Here is an 11,287-nt window from a genome sequence, read left to right as displayed (position 1 = left end):
GATGTCGGTCGCTGTTCTGGAGCCCGGGAACGGTCGGCGGGCGGTGTACGGCTCGCAAGCGCACGTCACCGCGAGCCTGGTGAAGGTGAATATCCTGGCGGCCCTGCTGCTGCGCGCCCAGCGCGAGAGACGGCCGCTCACCCAGTGGGAGGATTCGACCGCCGCTTCGATGATCCGGAGCAGCGACAACGCCTCCGCCAATGCCCTGTGGGACCGTATCGGCGGCGGTCAAGGACTCACTGACGCCAACAGAACCCTGAGGTTGACCTCCACCCAAGCGGGGTCGGGCCCCCGCTGGGGGCTCACCCGGACCACCGCGGCGGACCAGTTGGCCCTGCTGTCCGCGGTGTTCGACGACCATTCACCGCTGAACCGAGCCTCACGCGACCTGATCCAGACCCTCATGGGTCACATAGACGCCGACCAGGACTGGGGGGTGTCCGCGGCGGGCAGTCGTTGGCAACTCAAGAACGGCTGGCTGCCGCGCCCCGACTCCGAACGCTGGGCGATCAACAGCATGGGACGGGTGAAAGCACACGGGAGCACGTTCTACCTCGTGATCCTCTCTCAGGGCAGCTCGAGCATGTCCCACGGCATCTCCGCCGTGGAGCAGGCAGCGCAGTCAGCCGTACGTGTCCTGTGCAGCACTCCCCCTCCTGTGTCCCCGATCATCCGCTGACCTCTGCCCCGTCGGCCCCTGCGTAGGGGGACGAGGGCCGGGCGGGCGACCTCCAGCGGTCAGGGCCCCGCCGGTGCAGCCCCTCAGCCGGCACGGCGTGCAACCGCAGCGGCGACGGGGTGGGCGCGGTTCCAAGGAGCCGAACGGCGTATCGGTGATCGCACCCGCGACGGCCGGGCACGGGGTCATAATCTACTTGTGGAAACCGAACACGGGGTGCATCTGACCAGCCAGAAGGGCCCGTTACCGGAGCCGAGTCCTCCGGTACCGTCCTGGCCGGTGTGGCGGGCTGATTTTCCCGTCACCGCCCCGGACGGACACCCGTACCTGCTCGCCACGGTGCGGATGACTGTTCCCTCCGGCAGACACTGGCAGCGCCACCGGTTGGTCGAAAACCATGACCTGCACACCCGCCTCGTCCCCCTGCTGGGCGTCCTGCCGCTGAGTCACTCCTTTCTCCAAGAGCCACACGGCGGACAGAAATGCCGGTTCCACGACCCCGCCGTGAAGGTGTGGCAGGACAGCGACCCCGACCGCTGGCCCCACACGCTGTACCGCCGGTTCGCCGCCGAAGACGGACATCGCCAGGGGCTCGGTGAAGTCACCGTCACCCTCCGCCTCGAAACCCAGGACGGACACGTCCAGCAGGCAGCGCGGACGGTCAGCGAGTGCAACGTCCGCGCGGACGGCCGCCTCATACTGGCCCAACTCCCCCACGACGCCCTGCCCACCGGCATCTGACCGCGGCTCGGTGACCCGGGTATCTGAGGGGGCACATCGGCACGGTGCTGCGCCCCTGACCGTGGGCTGCGGACGTGACCGGCCTCCTGCCCGATGGCGCTCAGGCCCGTCGGCCCCGACGCGGCCGTGCTGCGCCGCGCGGCCCGGTCAGCCTTCGTGGCTCGAGAGGATCTCCTTGACCTTGGCGATGGCGAAGCCCCAGCCCTGCGCCACGGTCGGCTTCCCCGGTACGGCAATCTCCTCGGGGTTCGTCAGCACGTCCAGCACGACCGGGCCCGGGGTGCCCAACGCCCGGCGCACACTGTCGTGCAGATCGGCGGGGTCGGTGACACGGATGCCGGTCAGACCGAGCGCGGTGGCGACCGCGGCGAAATCGGGGTTGTCGAGTTCCGTACCGAATTCGGGCAGACCCGCCTGTTCCTGTTCGAGCTTGACCATGCCCAGGCGGCGGTTGTCGAAGACCACCAGCTTCACCGGCAGCCGGTACGTCTGGATCGTTATGAGGTCGCCCAGCAGCATGCTCAGCCCGCCGTCCCCGCAGAAGGCGACGATCTGGCGCTCGGGCGCCCAGAGTTGGGCACCGAGCGCCTGCGGCATGGCATTGGCCATCGAGCCGAGGTTGTACGAACCGATCAGGCGCCTGCTGCCTCGCATGGTGACGAAACGGGAGAGCCAGACGGTGGCCATACCGGTGTCGGAGGTGAAGACGGCGTCCTCGTCGGCATACCTGTCCACGGCGGCGGCGAGCGCCTCGGGGCGGATCTCGTGGTCGCGATTGTCCAGAGCCGCCCGCAGCTTCCCGCTCCAGCGGCGCTCGTGACCGGGGTCGGCCAGGCGCTGCTGCCCTTCCTGCCAGTGGGCGAACCGTTCCCGCGCGTCGTCCAAGTGAGCGCGGTCCGCGGTCCCCTTCAGCAGCGGCAGCAGGGCCCGTAGCGTGGCCCGTAGCGTGGCCCCGACGTCGCCCGCCAGGCCGACGTCCACGGGCACCCGGCGGCCCAGGTGCTCCTCACACTTGTCGATCTGGACGACCTTGCACCCCTTCGGGTACCAGTCCCGGTAGGGGAAGTCGGTGCCCAGCATGACGAGCACATCGCCGCTGTCCAGCGCGTGAGCGGCGGCAGGATTGCCGATCAGGCCGGTCTGACCCACCTCGAAGTCGTTGTCGTCCTCGAAGCCCTCCTTCGCCTTGAGTGTGAGCACCATGGGCGCGGCGAGCAGGTCGGCGAGCCGGAGCACCTCGGTGCGTGCGTCGCGCGCCCCTCGGCCGACGAGCAGGGTGACGCGGGAGGCGGCGTTCAGAAGTTCGGCGGCCTCGGCGACGGCCGGGTCGTCCGGCCGGGTGACGGGGCGATCGAGGGCGAATCGTGCGGGCCGGTCGTCGCTCAGTTCCTGGTCGCCCAGATCGCCGGGCACGGTGAGTACGGCCACTCCCTGCCGGCTGATCGCCGCGCGTACGGCGGACTCCAGCATCCGCGGCATCTGCTCCGGGGAGGTGACGGTGGCGCGGTAGACGGCCACGTCACGGAAGAGCAGGTCGTTGTCGACTTCCTGGAAGTAGTCGCTGCCGATCTCGGCGAGGGGCACCTGGCCGCAGACGGCGAGGACGGGGGTGCGGCTCTTGGCCGCGTCGTAGAGTCCGTTGAGGAGGTGTACGGAACCAGGTCCTACGGTGCCCATACACACGCCGAGGGTTCCCGAGAGCTGGGACTGCGCTCCGGCGGCGAAGGCCGCCGCCTCTTCGTGGCGGCAGCCGACCCAGGTCAGGCCGTCCGTGGTGCGGATGGCATCGGTCAGCGGATTCAGTGCGTCTCCGACAACTCCGAAGACGTGCTGGACGCCCAGGTCTTTGAGTGCGTCGACGATCACATGGGCGACGGTTCGTGCCACAGGAGTGTCCTCCGGTCCGGTTCGGCTGGTCGGGGTCAGTGCCGGGTTCAGTGGGTGAAGCGATCGGGGTCGGCCGCCTGCCAGTCGGATGCCCAGCTACTGGGTGCCGATTCGAGAAGTTGTCCGGGTGTGAGCCATTCGTACAGTTCCGCGTAGGAGCGGACCGTGTGCGCGTTCACCCGCTGAAGCAGCATGTGGGGCCGCAGCCCGCTCGGGTCGTCGATACCTAGCGACGCCATGATCTGGAGCGCGCTCTGGACGGTTGCCCGCTGGAAGCGGTGCACGCGCTGTGACTTGTCACCGACGTCGACGGCGCGGGCGCGCCGTTCGTCCTGGGTGGCGACCCCGACGGGGCACGTGTTGGTGTGGCAGCGCTGGGCCTGGATGCAGCCGATCGCGAACATCATGGAGCGGGCGGCATTGGTGTAATCGGCGCCCTGGAGCAGCCGTTTGACGAGATCGCTGCCGGTGGCGACCTTACCGCTGGCCCCGATACGGATGCGGTCGCGCCGCCCGACACCCACGAGGGCGTTGTGTACGGCCATCAGCCCTTCGCCGAGCGGCAGGCCGACGTTGTCGGCGAACTCCAGCGGCGCCGCGCCCGTTCCGCCCTCCGCGCCGTCGACGATGATGAAGTCCGGCGTGGTGCCTTCTTCCAGCATGGCTTTGCATACGGCGAGGAACTCGCGGCGCGAGCCGAGGCACAACTTGAATCCGACGGGCTTGCCGTCGGACAGCTCGCGCATCCGGGCGAGGAAGCGGACCAGTTCACGCGGGGTGGAGTAGACGCGATGGAACGGCGGTGAGTTGACGGTCTCCCCTTGCGGAACGCCGCGGACCTTCGCGATCTCGGCATTCACCTTGGCGCCCGGCAGCACGCCGCCGATGCCGGGCTTGGCACCTTGGCTGATCTTCAACGACACGCATTTGACCTGCTCGTGGGCGGGCGACCTTCTTGGCGAACTGCCCCTCGTCGAAGTCCCCGTCCTGCGTACGGCACCCGAAGTATCCGGTGCCGATCTCCCACACGAGATCCCCGCCGGGGCGCAGGTGGTACTCCGACAGTCCCCCCTCGCCGGTGTCGTGGGCGAAACCGCCGAGCTGGGCTCCGGTGTTGAGGGCCAGTACGGCATTGGCCGACAGCGAACCGAAGCTCATCGCCGAAACGTTGAGCAGAGCCATGTCGTAGGGCTGGGTGCAGTCGGGTCCGCCGATCCGGACCCGGGGCGGGTCGGTGCGCACCGGTCGCGGGGCCATGGACGGAGTGAGGAATTCGCTACCGGCCCGGTACAGATCGAGTTCGGTGCCGAACGGCTCTTCCGCGTCGGTGCCCTTGGCACGCTCGTAGACGATGCTCCGGGTATCACGATCGAAGGGGCGTCCGTCGAAGTTCCGCTCAATGAAGTACTGCTGGAGCTCTGGTCGCAGCGCCTCCATCGCAAATCGGAGGTGCCCGAGCAGGGGGTAGTTTCGCAGGACGGAATGCCGACGCTGCAGGAGATCGTGCGCGGCCACCAGCGCAAGCACGAGCAGTGGGGCGGCCGCGGCCCACCACCCGGGCCCGACCAGAACGGCGGCGACCACGGCTCCCACTGACAGCGATCCGAGCAGGGCGACCAGAAGTATCTTCAGCACATCGCGCTTGTTTCCCGAGGACCGGTCGCCAATCCATTTGCCATTCGCCGGTCATGCGAGCGGCGGTGGAGCGGTCCTGACCAACCCGTGCCGGCTCACCCCGAAGCGATGCGGGCGGCGATCTTCCATGAGCCGCTGTTCGCCTCGGTCGGTACCGATCCCCATGAGGTGGGCCGGCTGATGGGTGCCTTGTTCAGGGAGGACATGGCGACGGGTGGACCGGCGGGTGCGCTGAAAGCTCGGCTCCGGTCGGCCTGATGGGCCTGGGGCGAGGAAGACCTGGCGGCCTTCGCACGTACGGGCCGCCGCAGCAGCAGATACTCCCCTACGTGTGCCTCGGTCCGGTAACCCTGGGCGATGGCCTCGTCGATCAGCTGGGCCTGCTGCTCTCTGCCGACGGGAAAGGTACGTGGGGCGGTGGTGTCGACGATGATCCATTCCGGGTCGGGCCGGCTGCCGGGCATGCCGAATTCGGAGACGGAGGTGCGGCCGGTCAGCTGGGGGACCAGCAGGTTGGAGGCTGCGACGGTGGCGCCGTCGGGGATGCGGGCCAGGATCTGGCGTGCGGCCGCGACCCGGGCGGGGGTGTGCCAGGCGCTCGGCTGGACGGCTTGGAACAACGGGAACGGCGGCAGCAGGAGCGCGGTCACGGCCGCGACCACGATCAGCGTGTGCCGCAGCAGCCGCTGATCGACGGGCTTGTGGACGAGGCCGTCGATCAACGCCGCGAACACGATCGGCATCAGCACTGCGCTGTACTGAAAGCGGGTTTCCCAGTACAGCGAGTTGTTCGACGAGAAGCGCCACAGCAGGGTCGGTGCGGCAGCCCACACGAGCGGCGACCTCAGGGCCATGAACGCGGTGGGGGCGATCAGCAGCACCAGCGTGACGGGTTTGGGGTCGGGGGCGGCAACCAGGCCGACCGTGGAGCGGTAGGCCAGGGACGCGAAGCTGCCGGACCCCTCCAACACATAGTTCAGGTAGGCGTAGCGCCCGGTCGGGTTGAAGGCGGGAATGATGACCAGGACCTCGAGGAGCGTGCCCACGACACCCACGACTGCAGTAGCCAGCCCGAGCCTGCGCCGGCCGCGCCACGCGATGAGCAGGCCGATGACCGCGACGGTCAGCCCGAGGTCCTCCTTCACCAGCAGCAGCGGCAGCGCCCACAGGGCAGCCGCCCGCGGCCGTCCCTGTCCCAGCGCGCACAGCGAGAAGGACACGAGCGGCACGGCGAAGGCGACCTCGTGGAAGTCGAACCCGACTGCGGAGGCGATCCCCCAGGACAAGCCGTAGCCCAGCCCCACGATCAGCGCGGCCACCGGCCCCAGGGCCCCGAGCGCCCACCGGGACAGCGGCACCACAGCGGCCGCCATCAACACGGCCTGCGCCAGCAGCAGCACGTAGGGGGACGGCCACAGCCGGTAGAACGGCGCCAGCGTGGCCACGATGGGCGAGAAGTGGTCACCGAGCTCGATGTACCCGGGGCCCTTCAGCTCCACCACCGGCAGATCCCCATGCGCGTACGACCGCACCATCTGCTCGAAGATGCCCAGGTCGTAGCCGGAAGTCAGCATCCGCTGATGCAACCGCACCGAGACCACCGCGTACACGACAGCCAGGACCGCCGGCATGGCCCACAGCGACCAGTGGACCCATTTCTTTACCGGTGACGGATCCGTCCGGAGGGCAGGGAGGACCTCGGCCGAGCGGCCCTGTCCGCGGCGCGGCACCTCCGACTCAGCAGACACACCAGACCTCCCAGGCCCTTCCCGGGTTCATCCGATCATCGGTACCGCCGGCCTTCGCAGATCCCACTGCCCCGCCCGGGTACGAAGACCTTGGACGGCGCCCGCCGGACGGTATCGCAGACGAACCACCGCCCAGGCGGGCAGCCGCACACCCTCCGGACAGGCGAGGGGTGCCGGTCAGATCCTAGAAGCTCTTCTGTCACAAACCGGCATTTTTCGGGCCTCGCGTGTTCGACACTCACCTCCCTCAACCCTGGCCGAGGTGGTGCCGGGCAACAGGTTCAGCAAGGCAGTCGGCGCCTGCGGGTCGCTTCGTTCGAGGGGCCGGTCGCCGTACTGCGCCACGCCCCGGTAGGCGCACAGCGCGTGGCGGACACCGGCCCCCGCCCCGAATGATCCACTAATCCACGAGAAGCGCCCCAGAAGAACCAGCCGGACGCTTCTTCAGATCACCGACGAAGCGCCACCCCTGAGGTCACCTGAAGGCCCCGATGTTCCGTGCCGCCCAATCGGCGAAGGTGCGGGGTGGGCGGCCGAGGACCTGCTCGACGTCGGGGCTGATCCGCTGCTCGGCGGGGTTGGGCATGCCGAGGATGTCGAGGGTGGTCTCGACCACGGCCGCGGGCATGAACAGCAGCATCTGCGTGCGGGCCTCGTCGCGGGTCTGCTCGATGAACCGGATCGGCTCGCCGAGCGCGTCGCCGATCGCCTCCGCTTGTTGCCGCGGCGTACTCAGGGCAGGCCCGGTCAACTCGTAGACATGCCCGGCGTGGCCGTCGTCCCGCAGGGCTACGGCGGCGACTTCGGCAATGTCGGCCGGATCGACGGTCGGCAGACCGATGTCCCCGAACGGCGCGGCGACGGTCCGCCTGGCCCGGACGGACTCGACCCAGGCGTACGAGTTGGAGTCGAAACCACCAGGCCGCAGGATCGTCCAGTCCATGCCCGACTGCTGGACGGCGTCCTCGAAGGACCGCCCCACTCCCCCATGGGATGCCGACTGCGGCCGGGTGGCGACTCCTTGGGAGGACAGCAACACGACCCGTCCGACTCCGCCGGCTTTCGCGATGTCGAGGATGTCCTGCGGGCTCAACAGGTGCACACCGGCACCGGTGTCGTGCAAGAACAACGCGTCAGCGCCGTCAAAGACGGGCCGAAGGCTCGCAGAGTCGGCAAGGTTCACCTGCCGGTGCCGGACACCCTCCGGCACGTCCGCACTCGAGACCCCTCGGGACACCGCCGTCACCTGCTCACCGGCTGCCGCAAGTGCCCGCACGAGCGGTCGACCGACGTTCCCGGTGGCCCCTGTTATCACGATCACGATTAGCTCCCATTTCGATATGCACGATGGTCATTTACGTTGGTAATCACGTTGGTTGTCATCGCCGCGCCCTCCGGCTCACGGCTGTCGTCCGTACCAAGCGACGAGCCGGTCGATGTCCGGCGCATCCGCGGCGATGTCCACAACGGCGGCGAACGGCACCTGTCCACCGCGCGGTTCGGCAGGCACGGCGCGTCGCATGGCCGCGAGGGAGACCGCCAGCACTGCCGGGTCCCATGAGGGGCGCTGTTCGGTGGCGGTGGCCAAGTCCCAGGTGTGCAGGGTGAACTCGGTGGTGTAGGCAACGGCGGCGGCCGCACCCGGCAGAGTGCCGAACGGCAGGCGCAACGGCCGACTCAGGATCGTGGGTTGCGACCATACGGTCTCGACCTCGCGGGCGGCGGCCTCCCACGCCTTCGACCAGTCGCCGTCGGCGACGTCGTCCGCGATGGCCGGGATGCTCAAGGGGTCACCGCCGCGCCCGATTTCGGCAACCCTGCGCAGGATGGCGACGAGGTGGTTGGACAGCTGCCGGACGGTGTACTCGGGGCAGGGCGTCGGTCCGTCGAGCTGGTCGGGACGGACGGCGGCAAGAGTGCGTCCGGCCATGGCGACGGCCTTCGCGAGGTCCGGACGGGGATCAGCGCCAGGGGCGATTGCGGGTGTGGCAGTGTCGGCGGTCACCGTCTCGGCGATGTTCGTGGTTTCGGTCATGACCCCCATCCTGGAAGCCAAATAGGCCATCTACTGGCCAGTTTCCCTTTCCCCTCCCCGAATTGATCTAGAGTTCGAACCTCATCACCGGCAATGTAGAGGGGGACGCCATGCGTCGGATGTTGAAGACAGTCGCGGCGGGGGCTGCCGTGCTCGGCAGCGTGATCCTGGGCTCCGGCACGGCCGTGGCCGCGCCGCAGTGGCAGGCGGTCGGTAAGGTCACCAGCTGTGAGAAGAGCGTGGCGCACACCGCTGTCAGCGGGGTGGCCTTCCAGGGCTGTCTCGTCGTCAGCGACCTGGGCCGCGCCCAGGTCGTCCTGGTCGCGAACAACCATTCCGGCAAGGCCGTCACCGTCTCCGGTGCCATCTCCAGCGACTTCGGCGACGCCTCCTGCGAGCAGATGACGCTGAGCACCGGCACCCAGCGGGCCTGCTACGGACCCACGGCGGCCGTCCCCGACTGCTACGACTGGGGAGCCGGCGCCGCCGCCGGCCCCTACGGCGGCACTGTGCGGTTCACCGTCAACGGGGTGACGAACGAGGCGAAGTCCTCCACGGTCTGCCTCAAGTGGTTGGACTTCCCTGGGTGACGCCCTGGGCTCCGCCGCCCCCGGGGAGGGGTCGGCGGGGCCCCAACCGGCCGCCCGGAGTCACAGGTACAGCGCAAGGCACTCACCCCGGCAGCGCGAGACACAGATACTGACTTCGCGCTCCTGACGGCGACTGAGTCAATGAGCCTTTTACAACCTCACGTTGAGCGTGGTGAAGCACGAGGACGACCGGGACGATCGGGGTGACGTGGGCCTGAGAGCAGCCCTGGTCTGCTCGCCGATGCAGCGAATCCCGGCCTGGGTGCTGTTGCGACGGAGCCGGCACCGCTTGCGCCCTTGGCCGGACGCTGACGGTCTGACGGCCACCGGTCCCAAACAGTCCGCCCATGCGGAGCCAGGAAAGAGCTCAGTGCTCAGCCGGCCGCCCGCAACGGGCATCCGGTGCCTACGCGCGCCTCGAGGTCGGCCCGCAGGGCCGCAAGCTGCGTCATGCGCGCATCGATCACCTTGATCTTCTCCTCGAACAGCGCAGACAACGCCTCAGCGGTGTCTGGCGCTTCGCGCAGTTCCTCGCCGGTCCGTGCAATCTCAGCCAGCGAGAAGCCGAGCGTTTGTGCGGTGCGGACGTACTGCAGCCAGGTCACTGTCTCGGGCGGGAAGTCGCGATAACCGTTGGCCAGCCGCTGACCTGTGACGAGGCCGATCTTCTCGTAGAAGCGAATCGTGTCCTTGGTCATTCCCGATTGCGCGGCCAGCTCTCCGATTCGCATAACCCTCCCCGTGGACCGGCGACTTGACCTTGGAGAGTACTCCACTGTTTACCGTCGTGGCATCGATACCGGAGACCACCAGGAGCCTCGTCGTGAACCATCCATTCGCCTTTTCCCGCCTCGCCTATCTTCGCGTCGTGCGAGCCAGTGCCTGGTATGACCTCGTGGTCACAGCGGGGTTTGCCACGCCGTGGACCTACGCGCTGGTGCACGGCGCGCTGTCGTCGCTGGGTGACGCGTTCGGGCTGGGCATCCTGCCCGAACGCGACCCGATACAGACCCTGTACGCGAATCTGATGGGTTCGGTTGTCGTCGTCTGGGCACTCCTGCGGATCGTCAAGCCGCTGCCCGTGCATGGACTGCTCGACGGCGTCGCGCGCACGCTGTTCGCCGCGTGGCAAGCGTACGCGCTGGCCCACGGAGCCCCGCGCTGGCTGTGGCTGTTCTTCGCTGTCGAGGTGGCGTTCGGAATCATCCAGCTTGTGCCGTGGTGGCGGGCCCGACTCACCAACCTCGGGGACGCCCCCGTCCCTTGCCCGCCCAGCACGGCAGGTCGGCGTTAGCTCGTCGATGATGCCGTAAGCGCGGGCAGCGGTCAGATCGTGAGTGGCGCCGGGCAGCGCGGGCGAGACCCACAGCAGCCGTCCGAACGGATCGGTCAGGACCTCCACCCAAGAGGCCGGTTGGGGCGGACATGGGCAAGGTGACCGGAGCAGCACAGCCACCGTGCAGACCGCCTTCCTCGGCCGTCGCGATCACCAGGCCGGCGCCCGGGTTTCGCTCACGATGTGTGCTCCTCCATGTCGGGATCGTGACGACTTCCCGGGTGAACGTGGAAGCGGGAGGGCTGGCACAGCGTCTGTCACACGGTGTCTTCACGTGCACGCCGTGAAATCCACCGCTCATGTGTCCCCCACAGTTCCTACGAACACGGACACCGAGGAGTTCCGAACCTGGACTCCACCTGCGAGGGAAGCGCAGTATCGGGTGTGAGGGGGCCGTGCGACCGGTAACCGGCGCCCGCCTCCCGGGGGACGGAGCGCTCACCGTTCCTCGGCAGCCGCCCCTGCCGGGAGTCCGCTCCGCGGGCATACCGCGGGCATACCGGGGCCGTATAACCGGTCCGAGCGCGGGCTCGCAGGGTGCCTGATCATCCCCGGCCGCCGCGCGGCACACAGGCCCCGACAACCGCTCCACCCCATAGCACCGCCGCAACGGGCGCAGTGTGCGCGCCCGCATCG

9 protein-coding genes and 2 pseudogenes are annotated in these 11,287 nt (G+C 68.7%); 4 read left to right on the top strand and 7 right to left on the bottom strand.

All coding sequences use genetic code 11. From position 1 onward, the window contains the following. The first annotated feature begins 1 nt into the window (after position 1). Positions 2-679 carry a serine hydrolase gene (locus tag ACWDZ6_RS16140; protein ID WP_451503344.1) on the top strand — a complete coding sequence of 226 codons (678 nt, stop codon included), beginning with the start codon at positions 2-4 and terminating at the stop codon, positions 677-679. A gap of 279 nt (positions 680-958) precedes the next feature. Continuing rightward, positions 959-1,420: a hypothetical protein gene (locus tag ACWDZ6_RS16135; RefSeq protein WP_366735222.1), complete on the top strand. Its 462-nt coding sequence runs from the start codon at positions 959-961 to the stop codon at positions 1,418-1,420. Between the two features lie 147 nt (positions 1,421-1,567). On the opposite strand, the gene ACWDZ6_RS16130 is transcribed toward ACWDZ6_RS16135, so the two are convergent. The 5 genes and pseudogenes from ACWDZ6_RS16130 to ACWDZ6_RS16110 form a co-directional block, all read right to left on the bottom strand. Next, positions 1,568-3,307, bottom strand: coding sequence for a thiamine pyrophosphate-dependent enzyme (locus ACWDZ6_RS16130; protein WP_451503343.1), 1,740 nt, complete (start codon positions 3,305-3,307; stop codon positions 1,568-1,570). Between the two features lie 47 nt (positions 3,308-3,354). Beyond that, positions 3,355-4,942: pseudogene (locus ACWDZ6_RS16125) on the bottom strand (FMN-binding glutamate synthase family protein). A gap of 95 nt (positions 4,943-5,037) precedes the next feature. Beyond that, positions 5,038-6,690, bottom strand: a complete 1,653-nt coding sequence (locus ACWDZ6_RS16120) for a DUF2079 domain-containing protein (protein WP_451503342.1) — start codon at positions 6,688-6,690, stop codon at positions 5,038-5,040. Positions 6,691-7,165: 475 nt separating this feature from the next. After that, positions 7,166-8,011, bottom strand: a complete 846-nt coding sequence (locus ACWDZ6_RS16115; RefSeq protein ID WP_451503341.1) for an NAD(P)H-binding protein — start codon at positions 8,009-8,011, stop codon at positions 7,166-7,168. A gap of 78 nt (positions 8,012-8,089) precedes the next feature. Continuing rightward, a complete protein-coding gene (locus tag ACWDZ6_RS16110) occupies positions 8,090-8,725 on the bottom strand; it encodes a TIGR03086 family metal-binding protein (protein ID WP_451503340.1) in 636 nt (211 codons plus the stop codon). A gap of 119 nt (positions 8,726-8,844) precedes the next feature. Between ACWDZ6_RS16110 and ACWDZ6_RS16105 the strand changes: the two genes are divergently transcribed. Next, positions 8,845-9,315, top strand: coding sequence for a hypothetical protein (locus ACWDZ6_RS16105; protein WP_451503339.1), 471 nt, complete (start codon positions 8,845-8,847; stop codon positions 9,313-9,315). A gap of 374 nt (positions 9,316-9,689) precedes the next feature. Here the strand turns inward: ACWDZ6_RS16105 and ACWDZ6_RS16100 are convergent, their stop codons facing one another. Then, entirely contained in the window at positions 9,690-10,046 is a 357-nt protein-coding gene (locus tag ACWDZ6_RS16100; protein WP_451503338.1) for a MerR family transcriptional regulator, read from the bottom strand. A gap of 92 nt (positions 10,047-10,138) precedes the next feature. Here ACWDZ6_RS16100 and ACWDZ6_RS16095 point away from each other — a divergent pair, with 92 nt between their 5' ends. Beyond that, on the top strand, positions 10,139-10,609 hold the full coding sequence (locus tag ACWDZ6_RS16095) for a hypothetical protein (RefSeq protein WP_451503337.1): 471 nt from the start codon (positions 10,139-10,141) through the stop codon (positions 10,607-10,609). Here the strand turns inward: ACWDZ6_RS16095 and ACWDZ6_RS16090 are convergent. Further along, positions 10,604-10,717 (bottom strand): annotated as a pseudogene (locus ACWDZ6_RS16090) (IS5/IS1182 family transposase); the annotation flags it as partial. The gene ACWDZ6_RS16095 and the pseudogene ACWDZ6_RS16090 overlap by 6 nt on opposite strands. Positions 10,718-11,287 lie beyond the last annotated feature (570 nt).

Source organism: Streptomyces sp. NPDC002926, assembly GCF_053591755.1.
Note: the sequence above shows the minus strand (reverse complement) of the source record. Positions and strands in the feature narration are given on the sequence as shown.

What these genes read in the sequence shown, in the direction of transcription:
- ACWDZ6_RS16140 (WP_451503344.1), top strand. Translation starts at nt 2, where the DNA reads ATGTCGGTCGCTGTTCTGGAGCCCGGGAACGGTCGGCGGGCGGTGTAC.
- ACWDZ6_RS16110 (WP_451503340.1), bottom strand. Translation starts at nt 8,725, where the DNA reads ATGACCGAAACCACGAACATCGCCGAGACGGTGACCGCCGACACTGCC.
- ACWDZ6_RS16105 (WP_451503339.1), top strand. Translation starts at nt 8,845, where the DNA reads ATGTTGAAGACAGTCGCGGCGGGGGCTGCCGTGCTCGGCAGCGTGATC.
- ACWDZ6_RS16100 (WP_451503338.1), bottom strand. Translation starts at nt 10,046, where the DNA reads ATGCGAATCGGAGAGCTGGCCGCGCAATCGGGAATGACCAAGGACACG.